This is a genomic window from Streptosporangium sp. H13245, assembly GCF_055690525.1.
Map to the genome: position 1 here is coordinate 28,233 of NZ_JBSZKT010000037.1, position 13,816 is coordinate 42,048.

General features: G+C 64.7%; 20 protein-coding genes. 5 read left to right on the plus strand and 15 right to left on the minus strand.

What is annotated here, in order from left to right:
• Positions 1 to 108: 108 nt before the first annotated feature.
• Positions 109 to 255, plus strand: coding sequence for a hypothetical protein (locus ACW9TB_RS32730; RefSeq protein ID WP_472751968.1), 147 nt, complete (start codon positions 109 to 111; stop codon positions 253 to 255).
• Positions 256 to 918: 663 nt separating this feature from the next.
• Here ACW9TB_RS32730 and ACW9TB_RS32735 read toward each other — a convergent pair.
• Positions 919 to 1,179, minus strand: coding sequence for a hypothetical protein (locus ACW9TB_RS32735; RefSeq protein ID WP_472751969.1), 261 nt, complete (start codon positions 1,177 to 1,179; stop codon positions 919 to 921).
• Positions 1,176 to 1,508 carry a hypothetical protein gene (locus tag ACW9TB_RS32740; protein WP_472751970.1) on the minus strand — a complete coding sequence of 111 codons (333 nt, stop codon included), beginning with the start codon at positions 1,506 to 1,508 and terminating at the stop codon, positions 1,176 to 1,178. Before ACW9TB_RS32740 ends, ACW9TB_RS32735 begins: the two co-directional genes overlap by 4 nt.
• 216 nt (positions 1,509 to 1,724) lie before the next feature.
• On the opposite strand from ACW9TB_RS32740, the gene ACW9TB_RS32745 reads away from it, so the two are divergent.
• A complete protein-coding gene (locus ACW9TB_RS32745; protein ID WP_472751971.1) occupies positions 1,725 to 2,966 on the plus strand; it encodes a transcriptional regulator in 1,242 nt (413 codons plus the stop codon).
• Positions 2,967 to 2,971: 5 nt separating this feature from the next.
• Here ACW9TB_RS32745 and ACW9TB_RS32750 read toward each other — a convergent pair whose 3' ends face one another.
• The 9 genes from ACW9TB_RS32750 to ACW9TB_RS32790 form a co-directional block, all read right to left on the minus strand.
• Entirely contained in the window at positions 2,972 to 3,796 is an 825-nt protein-coding gene (locus ACW9TB_RS32750; protein WP_472751972.1) for a hypothetical protein, read from the minus strand.
• 374 nt (positions 3,797 to 4,170) lie between these two features.
• Positions 4,171 to 5,271, minus strand: a complete 1,101-nt coding sequence (locus ACW9TB_RS32755) for a site-specific integrase (RefSeq protein WP_472751973.1) — start codon at positions 5,269 to 5,271, stop codon at positions 4,171 to 4,173.
• 98 nt (positions 5,272 to 5,369) lie between these two features.
• Positions 5,370 to 5,498, minus strand: a complete 129-nt coding sequence (locus tag ACW9TB_RS32760) for a CopG family ribbon-helix-helix protein (protein WP_472751974.1) — start codon at positions 5,496 to 5,498, stop codon at positions 5,370 to 5,372.
• Between the two features lie 204 nt (positions 5,499 to 5,702).
• On the minus strand, positions 5,703 to 5,873 hold the full coding sequence (locus tag ACW9TB_RS32765) for a helix-turn-helix domain-containing protein (RefSeq protein WP_350947037.1): 171 nt from the start codon (positions 5,871 to 5,873) through the stop codon (positions 5,703 to 5,705).
• Between the two features lie 164 nt (positions 5,874 to 6,037).
• On the minus strand, positions 6,038 to 7,861 hold the full coding sequence (locus ACW9TB_RS32770) for an FtsK/SpoIIIE domain-containing protein (protein ID WP_472751975.1): 1,824 nt from the start codon (positions 7,859 to 7,861) through the stop codon (positions 6,038 to 6,040).
• On the minus strand, positions 7,858 to 8,193 hold the full coding sequence (locus tag ACW9TB_RS32775) for a hypothetical protein (protein WP_472751976.1): 336 nt from the start codon (positions 8,191 to 8,193) through the stop codon (positions 7,858 to 7,860). Before ACW9TB_RS32775 ends, ACW9TB_RS32770 begins: the two co-directional genes overlap by 4 nt.
• Positions 8,194 to 8,225: 32 nt before the next feature.
• Positions 8,226 to 8,414, minus strand: coding sequence for a hypothetical protein (locus ACW9TB_RS32780; protein WP_472751977.1), 189 nt, complete (start codon positions 8,412 to 8,414; stop codon positions 8,226 to 8,228).
• Positions 8,415 to 8,575: 161 nt separating this feature from the next.
• Complete coding sequence (locus ACW9TB_RS32785; RefSeq protein ID WP_472751978.1) at positions 8,576 to 8,797, minus strand: hypothetical protein; 222 nt, start codon at positions 8,795 to 8,797, stop codon at positions 8,576 to 8,578.
• Between the two features lie 3 nt (positions 8,798 to 8,800).
• Positions 8,801 to 9,016 (minus strand): hypothetical protein, encoded by a 216-nt coding sequence (locus tag ACW9TB_RS32790; RefSeq protein WP_472751979.1) that lies wholly within the window; start codon positions 9,014 to 9,016, stop codon positions 8,801 to 8,803.
• A 150-nt stretch (positions 9,017 to 9,166) separates the two neighbouring features.
• Between ACW9TB_RS32790 and ACW9TB_RS32795 the strand changes: the two genes are divergently transcribed.
• Together ACW9TB_RS32795 and ACW9TB_RS32800 are read left to right on the plus strand one after the other, a co-directional pair.
• Entirely contained in the window at positions 9,167 to 9,907 is a 741-nt protein-coding gene (locus tag ACW9TB_RS32795) for a helix-turn-helix domain-containing protein (protein ID WP_472751980.1), read from the plus strand.
• Between the two features lie 3 nt (positions 9,908 to 9,910).
• Positions 9,911 to 10,396, plus strand: coding sequence for an NUDIX hydrolase (locus ACW9TB_RS32800; RefSeq protein WP_472751981.1), 486 nt, complete (start codon positions 9,911 to 9,913; stop codon positions 10,394 to 10,396).
• Here ACW9TB_RS32800 and ACW9TB_RS32805 read toward each other — a convergent pair.
• The 3 genes from ACW9TB_RS32805 to ACW9TB_RS32815 are packed head-to-tail and all read right to left on the minus strand — an operon-like array spanning position 10,364 to position 11,819.
• Positions 10,364 to 10,930 (minus strand): HD domain-containing protein, encoded by a 567-nt coding sequence (locus ACW9TB_RS32805; RefSeq protein WP_472751982.1) that lies wholly within the window; start codon positions 10,928 to 10,930, stop codon positions 10,364 to 10,366. The two genes, ACW9TB_RS32800 and ACW9TB_RS32805, sit on opposite strands and share 33 nt — an antisense overlap.
• Before the next feature lie 57 nt (positions 10,931 to 10,987).
• Positions 10,988 to 11,470, minus strand: a complete 483-nt coding sequence (locus ACW9TB_RS32810) for a GntR family transcriptional regulator (RefSeq protein WP_472751983.1) — start codon at positions 11,468 to 11,470, stop codon at positions 10,988 to 10,990.
• Between the two features lie 4 nt (positions 11,471 to 11,474).
• The gene (locus tag ACW9TB_RS32815; RefSeq protein ID WP_472751984.1) at positions 11,475 to 11,819 is read right to left on the minus strand and encodes a hypothetical protein; all 345 of its coding nucleotides are present in this window, start codon (positions 11,817 to 11,819) and stop codon (positions 11,475 to 11,477) included.
• Between the two features lie 163 nt (positions 11,820 to 11,982).
• On the opposite strand from ACW9TB_RS32815, the gene ACW9TB_RS32820 reads away from it, so the two are divergent.
• On the plus strand, positions 11,983 to 12,705 hold the full coding sequence (locus ACW9TB_RS32820; protein ID WP_472751985.1) for an XRE family transcriptional regulator: 723 nt from the start codon (positions 11,983 to 11,985) through the stop codon (positions 12,703 to 12,705).
• A 68-nt stretch (positions 12,706 to 12,773) separates the two neighbouring features.
• Here the strand turns inward: ACW9TB_RS32820 and ACW9TB_RS32825 are convergent, their stop codons facing one another.
• Positions 12,774 to 13,610 (minus strand): hypothetical protein, encoded by an 837-nt coding sequence (locus ACW9TB_RS32825; RefSeq protein ID WP_472751986.1) that lies wholly within the window; start codon positions 13,608 to 13,610, stop codon positions 12,774 to 12,776.
• Positions 13,611 to 13,816 lie beyond the last annotated feature (206 nt).

Here is a 13,816-nt window from a genome sequence, read left to right on the forward strand (position 1 = left end):
CCGCCCCGCCTGAGGCTTAACCCTGGCAAGAGCATCCTCAGGCGCGGGCGGCTCCGAACCCCTACGCGAGGAGTCGCAATGAATAGCCTACCTCCACCTTCGCACTCTGTGCTCACCGCTGGAATCCTGGCCGTGCTCGCATTGGCGCTTGCCATTGTTGGGTATGCCGGTACTGACATCACACAGATCATGAGCCAGGTCACGGCGCTTGTCGCGATGTACGTGATCAAACAGTCCCCGAACTCGTCCGCCTGAAAGTAAGTGCAGGCCGTGATTACAGTGCAGCTTGAGGGGAAATCCCGGGCCACGAGTACGGCGGATCCTGCGAAGTAACGAAAATCAGCAACAGCCAAAACGCTAGTAAACGCCATGTCGCTCTGACCGTCCACGTTGGGGCGACATGGTCATCAGATTTGCGAACTGGTTACGCGAAAAGTGCTCGGCCTGCCTCATTAAGACGCCAGCGCTCCGCGCCGTTGTCCGGCGCGGCACGACCGCCCGCGCCGGACGGACATCGGGACCGGGCGTGCGGCCCTGGCGGCCGGTCCCGGCCCGCGCCCGCCCGGCGCGAACGGCCGGACCCCGCCGCCCGCCGCACCGAGCACCCGCCGCACCGAACGCACCCGCCGCCCCTGGTACGCGCTGCCGCCTGCCGCTCCGACCGCCGGCCCAACCGCTTCGCGGCCCCTTCGGGGTGCCATTCGGCATTGCGCCGGCCGTCTCCACTCGGTGGTCATCCGGAACGACTCCATAGCGAGGATCAAGGACTCTGCCGCCCTGCTTCCGGTGCTCGCGCCTGGCGGCACTGCGCTCCGGGTCAGGTTGCCACTGAACGACACGGTTACCCGATCACGGTCGTTGCTGGTCGGGTACGGCAACGCGACTACGGGAAGGTGTGTTGCCGTACCTGACCAGTGGTCATCGGGTGTCGCCCGTTTCCGGTGCATGTTTTCCGCGACTGCCTGAAGTGCGGTGGTGGACCTGGAGGCGAGCCAGCGCAGCATCGACCATGCGCCCCAGGTTGCCTAGTTCGTACAGCATCCGGTGGCGTTCAACGTCCTCCCACGCTCTGATGGCCACCCCGATGTCGCCCGACTTACCGGCCGTGACAACGACCTCTTGACCGTTGACGCGCTTGGTGGCTGCATCGCCCAGGATGACCCAGCCGTACACGGTCATATTTCCCGAGCAGCCAGGATCAGTTTCACCACCTGTTCGGGATGCTCACTTCTCACCGCCTCAGGGCCGGAGCCGTCGCGCAGGGAGACCAGATAACTGCCCGAGCGCGCCCCCATGGTCACCGTGGCTACGCGCCAGCCCTGCGGACCCTTCACGGTCAGTTCCGGCGGGTGTCGCTCCATCCACGACCGGAGAGGCGGCTGGTCGGGCCAGGCAGCCGCACTGTTGGCGAACAGCCCGAGACTGATCGTGTGATGGCGGTGAGCACGGATTCCCTGCTCGGTGAGAAGTCGTTGCACGATGGCCAACGCCTTGTCGTGGCTCTCCACTGTCGCCTCATCAACGGCGGGTGGGACGGCTCTACAGTTGCCCATGGGTCGCACCTCCAGTGTGCGATCAAGGAACCCGTATGGCGTGTCCGCGCCTGCGGGTTCCGCTTTTTCGCGGTCCTCCCATGACATCGCCCATACACGTGCTCGCACAGGAGGCGATAGGGGAGACTGGGGGAGACGGCAGGTCTCCCATGTCTCCCCCAGGGCGCGGTGATGGACGAGATTCCGGGTTGGGCGCTGAGGTTACGCGCCGAGCGACGCGAGCGGCTGTGGTCGCAACGGCAGATGGCAAGGGCACTCACCGAGGCGGCCGACGAGAGCACTCGTGCTCACTTGCCGACCCGTGAATCCCTGATCCGTATGATCAAGGACTGGGAGAAGGGCAGGCACCAGCCCAAAGACCCCTACCGGGTGTTGTACTGCCGGGCGTTCGATCTCCCCGAGGCCGAGCTGTTCGACCTGGCGAACAAGGCGGCCCGGAAGTCACCGGCCCAGGTACTTGCCGCGATCATGCCTGAGGGTGATCCACTGTCGCGCCTTCCCGCCGGGGCAGGGCGAAGGGTCGGGATGGGCACCGTGCAGGATCTGGCGGCACGGGTTCATGGCCTGCGACTCGCTGATGACGTCATCGCCGGAAGCGACCTGATCCGTCCTGCCTTCCGTGAGCTTGACGCGGCGGTGCGTCTTTACCGGTGCGGTACCCACACCGAGGAGGCAGGCCGGGCGCTGCTGGTCAACATCGGCGAACTGGCACAGATCGTGGGATGGATCGCCAGCGACGCAGGCCAGCACGACCAGGCCGCCCAGACCTACCAACTGGGCATCAGCGCCGCCCGCGAAGCCGGAGACGGCTCCCTAGAGGCCAACCTCATCGGTTCCCTGGCCTACCAGATTGCCAACGTCGGCGACGTGCAGGAAAGCGTGGCACTGACACGCGCCGCTTTGGACGCGGCCGGACGGCACGCCTCACCGCGTATCCGCGCACTGACCTGGGACCGTCTCGCATGGGCGCACGCTCGCGCCGGGGAGGCCCAGCCCGCCATCAGAGCGCTGGGTGAGGCGAGCGCAGCCCTGGCGAGCACGGCCGGAGCCGAAGAACCGTCGTACCTGTACTGGGTCAGCCCGGATGAACTCCAGATCATGGAGGCCCGTGCCTACACCGAACTGCGTCGCCCGCTGCGTGCTGTTCCTCTGCTGACCGAGGTTCTGACGCGCTACGACGCCACTCACGTGCGGGAAGTCGCGTTGTATCTGTCGTGGCTCTCCGTCGCTCTCGCCGACGCCAACGAGCCCGAGGAGGCGGCGCACACGGCGTCGCGGATGCTGGACATGTCTGCCGACCTCACCAGTGACCGCACCACCCAGCGCGCCCGCGTGGTCCTGGCGCGGCTCAAGCCCTACGCCGATGTTCCCGAGGTGCGGGAGCTGCTGACCCGCTATCCCATAAGTGCTTGAGCGAGCTAGGTGTTCTCCCCGAGTCTGGCTTTGGCCTGGGCTACCACACCGGGATGGGGATCCCCGGAGAGAACTCGTAAGACGGTCTCCGGCGTCGTGGGCCATAGGGCCAGATACCACCGCACGTCGACCGACCGGTCATGGGCAAGCCGGTGTAATTCGTCGTGAGGGAGTTTTTCCGACGTTACTGCGGCTTTGCGCACGGTTGCGGACTTGTCGTTTGAGAGAAGGCGGTGCTGGTTCATCGTGGTGATCGGATTCTCAGTCGCACCGGCACGAACCTTGGGGGTGGCGTCGGTTATCAGGGTGGCGAGGATGTCCGGGGCGTCGGTGTGAGCCGCCAGGCGCGCTCGGACGTTGGGAGAGGGGTCTGCGGCGAGTACCGAGTTTGTTTCCTCGTCCAACCCGTCTTGCTCGGCGAGCAACCCACGCAGAACCTCATCCGCGGACCGGCAGATGGCGCGGCGGGCCTCGGAGTCGGCGGCCGGATGCTCCGGTACTGACCATCGAACCGACCAGTGAGGGTCTTCGACCATGTTGATCAGGACATCGGATGGGCAGGAGGGATTCTTGACAAGAGTCTGGCGGGTCTTCAAATCCGGGTCCTGAGCGAGCGCACGCAAGACTTTGCCCGGCGCGTCGGTCCGAGCCGCCAGGGCACGCCTGACCGTGCGGGAGGGGTCCATCGCCATGGCTTCGAGGGTCTCGGGGGGCGTGGCGGGATCGCTTGCCACGGCCCACCGGATCTGGACCTTCTCGTGATGGGCGCGTACGTCCAGATCGGTCTTCCTCGTGCCGCGATCCGTTCCCGAAGCGCCTGGTTTCTGCATCCGTCAGTCCTTCCTCCGCCATGTGAGTGGCATGATCGCAGCAAGCACTGACAATGGAGCTTGGTCACCAAGCGGTGAAGGAACGCCTGACGGCATCGATGAAGACGCTTGTTGGCAGCCATTGTTTCTGGGTGACTAACTGGGTGACAACCACCATGGACAGGGCTGGATGCCGGTGGACGGCCAGAGACGGTAACTGCAGGTCAGAGCCGATATCACCCCTGGTCGGGGAACCGCTCGGGTTGCCTGGGGGTCAAGGGGTCGCAGGTTCAAATCCTGTCGTCCCGACCAGGTTTCAGCTGGTCGGCAGGGGTTTCGGAGTCTCTCCGGAGCCCCTTTTTCGATCTTCGGGAGCCAAACGGGGAGCCACTGGGTCACGCAGACCGGCTCTGCCTCTTCAGAATCTTGTCCATGGCCTGGGCGCCCTTGGTGAGCGCGGGCCTGATCTCGTGACGGTAGACCGTCTCGGTCACGTGCGTGCTGACGTGGCCCACGAGATCGCTGATGTCCTCCACCGGCACGTCGTGCGCGCTCAGGATGGACACGAAACTGTGGCGGAGTTCGCGAGGCGTCCAGTCCTCGCCGAGTCCCGCCAACATGGTGATCTTTTGGAACTCCCGGCGCACCTGCCACCGGTCGAGCGCCGTGCCGTCCTCACGGCAGAAGACGAGATCGCGATCCTGCCACTTCTCGCCCGCCTGAAGCCGCTCGGCCGCCTTCTTGGGCAGCTTCAGAACTCGCCTCGATCGTTTGGTCTTCGTGTCACCCTTGGCCCGCACGGAGCGGTACACGGCGACCGTGCGCGCCTTGAGGTCTACCTCCGGCCACGTGAGCGCGCGTGCCTCCTCGGTGCGGATACCGGCCAGCAGTGACAGCACCACGTACGCCGAGAGACGGAACTCGGCGGTGGTCCTCAGCGCCTCAAGCAGCTTGACCGCCTGCTCCAGGGTCATCGCCTTCGAGGGGTGACCCTCCTGGCCTTCCGGGACGATGACCAAACTTGCGACGTTACGCCTCACCCTGTCGCGTGCCTGCGCCTGGCGAATCGCGCGCTCCAGGATCTGGTGAACCAGGCGGAGCGAACGCGTGGACAACTCCTCTGCCCGCTCGTCCAGCCACTTGCCCAGGTGGTCCGCCGTCAGCGCCTTGAGCTTGACGGCCCCGATCTGGGGGATCAGGTTCTTGCGCGCCAGAGACCGGTAGTTGTCGATCGTGCTCTTGGCCTTCCCCTTCAGTCCCTTCTCTAAGAAGTCGTTGACGGCGTCCTCGACGGAGTATCTGACCTCCGTCTTGATGCCCGCCTCCAGATCCTCCACGGCTTCGCGGAGTCTGTCCCTGATCTGTGCCTTGGTCTTCCCCTTGCGCTTGACGCGCTGGCGCTTGCCGGTGGCGTCGAAGCCGAGACTGATGGCGCCGGTGAACCCGTCTCCTTCCGGATAGATGGACGCTTCGTACTTCCCGATGGTGATCTTCATGCGGTTTCCTCCTTTCTCTTGCCGGTCCGATCGTGCGTGCCCTGATCCGCCGTCGAGGCGTACCACCGGATTCGTGGGGATCAGAGCTGTCGTCTCTGTCAGCCGTTGTCGTTCTCGTGCCGCTCGATGTACTCGTCAATGGCTTTCCTGATGACATAGGCCATGTCACGATCCTGCTTCTTGGCGATCTTCTGGAGCTTGTCCCGACGGTCGGAGTCGAGTCTCAAGCTGTAGTTCTCGGTAGCCATGCCGCTCTCTCTGTGGTGGCAGCGGTGGTCCCGTCCGGCGCGCCCGTGGCGATGAATCGTCCTGGTCTCAGCCGCTGTTCGTGCCTGAAAGATCGGCTCGCGGTGCCCTGGATTCCGTGGGGGCGAGCCGTTCGGGAGCAGCGTACCACGATGCATTGCGCTGCATTGCGGCGCAATGCACTTCTAGTGGGTGTCTTCGAGGGTGGCTATGAACTCGGTCAGGTGCCGATCGGTGATCCTGCGCAGCTTCCCGATCTTGATGCTGCGGAGCTGACCGGTTCTGAGCAGAAAATAGATCTTGTCGCGCCCCACGTTCAGCATCTCCGCGACTTGTTCGACGGTGTACGCCTGCACGTCTCACCTCCTTCCTTTCGCACCCTGCTCGGGCACGGGTTGAATGCGGCTGATCACCTCCGTTGGTTACCTTGCGTGATCGTCCGCGTGAACGTCCACGGACGGGCATGCCGCCCTTACGTGCAGACGCGCGCGTGGACATGGACGTGGACGATTACCGACTGTCAGGTCTCAGGGGTGGCGCGCCAACGTCCCCGGCTGACCTGGATGACGCGTTCGGAGCGGACGTGCTCTTGCAGCCGGGAGTAGATCCACGATCGGCCCATGCCGGTGGTGCGCATCAGGTCGTCGATCGAGACGCCGTCGGCGGGGGCGTCGCGCAGGGCGGTCCACAGGGCGTTCTCGGCGTCCTGCGTCCCGTCCGGGCGGGCGTCTTTGGAAGGGGCAGGCGACGCGTCGGTGCCGTCCGGCGGGTCCGGTGCGGTTGGGGTGGTGGCTTCGAGGGCGGCGACGGAGATGGAGTCGAGCGCCGGGCGCTGGGGTGCGTAGTGGGTGGCGGTGCGCTGGACCCCGGCGTCGTCGAGCAGGTAGGTGCGGGCGCGGCGCGGGATGTCGTGCTCGGGGGCGCTGATGAGGAACTTGCCAGGGGCGTTGAGGGTGTGTGAGTGCCATCCGCTTTTGAGCATGCCTTGGCCGAGGATGAGATCGACGTCGCGGCGCTCCCGGACCCGGAAGGAGAGTCGTACGTCCATCTGGGAGCGCACCGCGCCCTGTCCCATGGCTTTCTGTGACGGGCGCTGGGTCGCGGCGACCAGGGTGACGGCGACCGCGCGTCCGCGTCGGGCGATGGAGTCAGCGTGCCGGATAGCGCCGGGGGCCTCGTCGACGAGTTCGGCGTACTCGTCGATCAACACGATCAGGGCGGGCGCGTCCGGGCGCGGCTCCCAGACGCGTTTGCCGTGCTGGGCGAGGGCATCGGCGCGCCCGTCCAGGATGGCCACCGCGTCGCGCATCAGTGTTTCGGCTTCCTGTGGGGTGGTGGCCAGCCGGTCCAGGCAGGAGGCCCAGGGCAGGAGTTCCATGCCGCGCTTGAGGTCGACGCCCCAGATGACGACATCGGGGCAGGCGGACAGGTCACCGAGGATGATGTTGACGCCACCGCTCTTGCCCGCACCGGCCACCCCGCCGACCAGCGCGTGACGACGCAGCAGGGACACGCGCACGGGGCTGCCGTCTTCGAACACGCCCAGCTTGACCGGCTGGGTGATCGAGGTGACCGACGGTCCGGGCCAGGTGATCGCATCGGCGTGCGGGTCGGTCTCAATCACCCGCAACTCCAGGCGGTTGGCGCGCTCAGGGATCGGCTGGATACGAGCCGAGCCGCGCCGGGTACCGAGAGCCGATTCCAGAGCGGGGATTTTGGCGATGGCGTCCTCTACCGTCTGGCCACGCGCCAGGGCGATCCTGGCGCGATATCCCCACAGGTCGACGATCGCCGATTGGATGCGAGAGCCGGTCAGGCCGACGGCGCGGGCGATGTCGGGCCAGGCGGCCAGGGTGCGTTCCACCCGCACCCTGGCACGGCGCCGGCGATGTGCCCACCACGGAAGCGCGGTGAGCACCCCACCGACGCCGAGCAGCGCCGGAAGCGGCGTCGTGAACGGGCCGAGCGCGGCGGCCGTGGCGATCCACCCGCCGACCAGGAGCACAACGGCGGCGGCGTAGCCGCGTTCGATGCGGCGCGTGAGGTTGACCCACCGGCCGAAGAAGATCAGCGCCCACGCGAGGACAGCGGTGAGCATCAGGGCGGTTGGCCACCACGTCGGGTAAGCGGTGTGCAGGATCACCCCGCTCACGAGGGTGAGCAGTGCCGTGGTGAGCGGGGTGAGTTCGGAGCGGTAGCGCCACAGAGCACGGGTGATGGCCACGACGGCCAGGGGCGCGAATTCCAGGTCATCGGACAGGACCATCAGGGGTTCGATGCCGTCGCGGCGGATACGGCGGGCGTTGCGGCGCAGGCGGCGCCGGGAGGTGCGGTGCCTGCTCATCCGGCATCACCCGTCGGAGGGTGTTGGGCGGTGAGTTCGTCGCGCAGGTAGAACAGCGGGTCGGCTTCGCCGTCGTGGTGGGCGGCCAGGGTGGCGCGGGCGGCGGCGATCAGGTCGGCGTGCCTGCGACGGGTCCGGGCCAGCTCGGCGCGCAGGCCGGTGATCTGCGTGGTCAGGGTGAGGGTGTCGTCCAGGGCGGTGAACAGGTACTGCCAGATGTCGGTCAGGGTGAGGGTGGCGCTGGAGAAGGCGGTGAGGATCTGGCGGGCGGTGCGGTTGCGGGCGATGACCTCCTGAAGATCACGGTCGGGATAGGGGTGGGTGTGGGGCACTAGGCATCCCTCCTTCGGTCAGGGGACGGGGGTCAGGAGCCGGTGAGCCAGCTGAGCGCGGCATCCACCAGCTGGCGGATGTCGGGGCCGAGGGCGGTCGCGGCCAGGAAGAAGCCGAAGAGCAGACATGTGATCGCCTGCCACAGGCGTAGTCCGAGGTAGCGCCAGGCGACGAGCACGACGACGCCCAGCAGCACGACCAGGGGAATCGACACGGTCATGGGGACTTCACCTCCTTTTGCAGGTCAGACGCTGTCGTGATGGGCCTTGCGGCGGTGCCAGCGGGCACGGGCACGGCACTTGCGACAGCGACCGGTACCGGGGTCAGTGAGAGCGCCACAGAGGCAGCGACGGCCGAACGGGGTGAGAGCGCGCAACGGATTCACCTCCTCGCGTCGTGGGGATGGGGGTCGATGTCGGAGTGGTGGCGGACGCGCACGCCCAGCAGGCGCCGTGTCACGGCCTCGATGAGCGTGCGGGGCGGGGCGGTGATGTTCATGCGGCGGTCCTCGGTGCGGATGCCGATGATCAGCAGCACGTACATCACCAGCACGGCACCGGCCAGGAAGAGAGTGAGGAACACGATGAACAGGGGGATGTCCACGGCTCACCCCCTTCCGGGGGCATGCGGGGCGGTAGCGGTGCCGCTTCGTACGTGGCAGCCGGTGACGCGCCGGGCCAGGCCCGCCGCGCGGGTCGGGGGTACGTCGGCCAACCGCATGTGACGGTCTTCCTGACGCATCCCGATCAGGATGAGCACGTAGCCAGCGATGACGGCCGTACCGAGCGCGATGCCGACGATCAGGAGGATGTCATTGATCATGTCGATCACTCCTTGGTAGCTCCGGTCTTGCTTGCGCTACCGAGAGTGCGCCAAAGAAGCGGGACGTGATCACTACAGGACGGGACATGTACAGGACGTCCGGTCTACGATTGCCAGGTCCCTGGACGTCCCCTCTGCCGGGCAGGTGAGATGGCGAACGAGCGGTTACGCGTGGCACTCCTCGAACGCGGCACCACCATCGACGCGTTGGCCGAAGCCATCCAGGTGGACGCCAAGACCGTGGAGCGGTGGATCACCCGAGGCCGTACGCCCTACCGCAAGCACCGGTTCGCCGTCGCCAAGTTCCTCGGTGTGGAAGAGGCGTACCTGTGGCCGGACGCGCTGACTCCCGCACAGATGGCGGCCGTCTCCGAGAACGAGATCGTCACCATTTACCCCCACCGCTGGGCAGTGCCCAAAGACGCGTGGGGACGTCTGTTCTCAACAGCTCAGCAAGAGATCGGGGTGCTGGTCTACAGCGGAATCTTCATCGCCCAGGACACCGGCCTCCTTCGCCTGTTCGCCGACAAGGCGAGCGAGGGCGTGCGAGTGAGAATCCTGCTCGGTGATCCAGACTGCCGAGAGGTCGCTCAGCGCGGTGAGGATGAGGGCGTTGGGGACGGGATGGCCGCCCAGATCAGGACCGCGCTCTTTTACTACCGGTCACTGGGACAGCTCGGAGGTGTGGAGATCCGTCTCCACCCCACCGTGCTCTACAACTCCATCTACCGGGCCGATGACCAGTTGTTGGTCAACGCTCATGTGTACGGGAGGGTCGCCGCCGACGCGCCGGTCATGCACCTGCGAAAGGTAGAGGGCGGGGGCATGGTGACGACCTACGTCGGCAGTTTCGAGGCCGTCTGGGAGCGCGCCACGCCAGTAGAGTTCTGAGCCATGGCGCGCCGTCTGGACTTCTACGACGATCCCCAAGCCCCCGCACCCAACAGCCTCGTGCCGTCGGTGAACGTGATCGTGACCAACGACGCGGGCGAGATCCTGATGATCCGCCGTTCCGACAACGACAACTGGGCCGTACCCGGCGGAGCGATCGACCTCGGCGAATCCCTGCCGCAAGCGGCCGTCCGGGAGACGCTGGAAGAGACCGGGATCACCTGTGAGATAACCGGCCTGGTCGGCACCTACACCGACCCCCGGCACGTGATCCTCTACACCAGCAACGGCGAAGCCCGGCAAGAGTTCTCCATCGTGCTCACCGCCCGCCCCATCGCCGGGGAACCCACACCGAGCGACGAATCCAAGGAAGTTCGGTGGGTGCCTCGCGACGAGATCGACGCGCTCACCTCCGACCGGTCGATGCGCCTGCGGATCGGCCACTTCCTAGAGTCCCTAGACGACGCCACCGGCCCGCACATCGGATAGCGCGGCCAGCACCGCACGCACCGACGAGGTGATGCACGGCGTCGCGTTGGTGATCGAGCGGCTGACCAGATGATCTGGGCCGTAGCGGAGATGGATCTCGGTGAGCCGGTCGGCGACATCGAGGGGGGAGCCGTCGGGGCTGGTTGTCATATCGCAGTAGGTCAGCGCCTCCACCAGTTCGGGGCGCTCCCTGATGAACTCGCCGTTCAGCGCGTCGATCAAGCCGCGTTCGGTCGCCTCGTAGATGGAGCAGGAGTGATGTGCCACCAGGCGACACAGCTTGTCGTCGGCCTGGTGGACATCACGCAGGTAGCGCGCCCCATCAAGGGGATGGAACCCGGTGTCGACCAGCTCGGGCGAGTAACCGATGTCATGCAGCCACGCCGACGCGGTCAGCAGATCGGATTCCTCGCCGAGGATCGGGGCCAGCGATTCGGCCTGTGCCGCGACACCTTGCGTATGCGCCCAGCGGCGCGGCAACGGCTGCTCAAGGAGTTGTCGGGCCAGGTCACGCGCCCACTCAGCTTGTCCCATGCCGCTCACGATAGACACCGTCCCCCAGAGCAGAGCCAGAGTTCAGGGCGAGACGTCCTAGGACGTCTCACCCTGAATCGGGCGAACGAATCGCCCCTTGCCGTGTTCCGTCGTGATCAGCCCCTCGCGTTCCAACTCGGCGAGAGCCTGCCGAACGGTGTTGCGTGATGCCCCGTGCCGCTGTCGTAGCGCGCGTTCGCTGGGCAACGTGGTCCCGACGGCAAGCGTCCCGGCGCGGATCTGCTCACGAAGATCATGAGCGATCGCCTGGTAGCGGTATGACGCCTCCAGCGTCGAGCCGTTGTCTCTCACCACGCGCCCTTTGCCGGGCATCGCGATAATCAGCCCCTCGCTCTCCAGGACTGCCAGGCCCCGGCGGGCGGTGGTCCGGGACACACGGAACTCCGCAACGAGAGCCGACTCCGAGGGCAGGAGGCTTCCCGGCGGGTAATCGCCCGCCGAGATCCGAGCACGAAGCCTCTCGGCGATCTGGGGATAGACCAGCCCACCGGTCAGCCATTTGCTTTCACCAGGTGCCATCGGGTCAGGCGCGGTACGCGTCGATGATCTTGCTGAAGTCCAGGCCAAGCTCTCCCTGCTCGCCTTCGCGCCACCCTTTCTGGGCGGCTTCGGCGATGATGTCGGCCGCCTGGAACAGGCGCAGGCAGGAGGTCCGCTCGTCGGGCTGGTCACCCCAGTAGAACCACTGGAACGCGATGTGGACGTAGACCCGGCGGCTGATGAACGCACTGTCGGTGACGTCCAGGCACGGCCGGTCTTTCTGATCAACGATCAGGACCGCGATGATCTCTCGGGAGACGAGCTGTCCGCGCAGGGCGGTGAGCAAGTCGGTCTGGTAGGCGTGCTGGTTCTCTTTCACGGTGCCCATGTGACGGAGCTCCCATCGAGGTTGGAGGGCAGAGCGTTGATCCATCACGCTCTGTGCCATGAGCCTGTTGGGGAGCATGGAACCTCTCCACCACACTTCGGGGACGTCTAGGGACGTCTCATGTTAGCGTCGCAGCACGGACCCCGTTGTGGAGGTGTGCCCGATGAACGAGAACCTTCGCCACGCGCTCATACGGGCGCGCCTGCAACCCGTTGACATCGCCGCCCGCCTGGCCGTAGACCCCAAGACCGTGGGCCGCTGGCTACGCGGCAGGGTCCCCCATCCTCGTCACCGCCTGGCGGTCGCTGACCTTCTCCAAGTCGACGAGACCGACCTCTGGTCGAAAAACACCCAGCGCGGGCGGGAACTCTCCGGAGAGATCAAAGCCGTCTACTCACACCGCTGGGCCGTACCGGCCGACACCTGGCGCAAGTTCTTCGAGTCCGCAGAACACGAAATCGGCATTCTCGTCTACAGCGGCCTGTTCCTGGCAGAGGACACCGGACTTCTCCGTCTTCTCGTCGAGCGAGCACAGGCCGGTGTCAGAGTGCGCATCCTTCTCGGCGACCCGGACAGTTCACAGGTGGCAGAGCGGGGAGTCGATGAAGGCGTAGGAGGGGACGTCATGGTCGCCAGGACCAGAAACGCGCTCGCCTTGTGCCTGCCACTCCTGGCCACGCAAGGAATCGAGATCCGGTTACACGGCACAGTTCTCTACAACTCGATCTACCGCGCAGACGACGAACTCATGGTCAACCTCCACGCGTACGGCACCCGCGCCTCCGAGGCACCCGTCATCTACTTAGCGCGGACGGGTGCCGACAATGCAGCGACAACCTACCTCGACAGTTTTGAACGCGTCTGGACAACGGCTCGCTCTATATAAATCAAGGGTTCTGAGAAGTAGTGTCGCATTTCGCAAGGAATCCTAAGTAAATAGAAGTGTATTCTGGCTTATTGGCCCCCTTGCTTTTGATGGCTGTCGACACGCTCTGCATCTTTTTTGGTGAATTTAACTTCTGAGATAAATGACAGTAGGGAGTTCCCTAGATCATTCGTTAGTGGTTGCATTAGCACGTTGCGGGCTTGAGTTCCTGACTGCGGGTCTGAGACATCTGCGGCTGCCAAGAGGCCGCGTGTCTCCAGGTCGCTGAGGACGGCCTGAATGCTTACCGAATCAAGAGCAATATTGCTGAATGCTTGGGAAATAAGGTCATGGAAGTAAAAGCGGCCATCCTCGCCTTGCTTGATTTCTAGCCGTCGGTTACGCACTTCTTGCCAGGCGAGGGGGTTCGCCAGAAAATCCAAAATAAGAATATGAGTCGTAGTGAGTTCGCGTACGAGCCTGATCATAATTAATGCAAGGTCCGCGCGAGCATCCCAGGTAGGGTCAATAGTGACCCGCGTGATGGCATTTGCTAGGTATTGACGCTTCTGCTCGTCATGGCTCATTCCTGCTGCGGCTGCAGCTTCCAAGCCGACTGAGATGACCACGTCCCGATTCAGGAGTTGATCCATATCTTCGACGCGCTGGTCGATTTTGATTATCTCTTCAGCAAGCAGATTCAGAAACGCCTCAACTCGTTTTTCGTAGGCTGGCCTCCATAGTACATCGACGAGAGAACTAACTACCGATCCGGCAACTGGGATAGTTCCAAATCCACCGAGAATTAATTTCCGTACGACGTCCGCCCGCTGAGGTTTTGGGGCACTCGGAATCTTGGAACTCGGTTCAAGTATCGTGCCTTCTTGTATTTTATTAACGCTAACGCTTTTATCGGGAGATGTCACGGCTTTATTACCAATCTGCTATGCGGGGGGATTGTGACAAGGGATGAGCTATGCCGACGAACCATATTATACGCACAGTTACTGAGGTTAAACATTCAGAGTTTGGCCCCAAGTCAGGAGAAGGCCAGGCTAGGTGGAGGAGCCTCGGAGGCCGTACCAACGTAGGCTGTCATTGTACGGCCGTGATAGCTCTGCATTCTGGGATG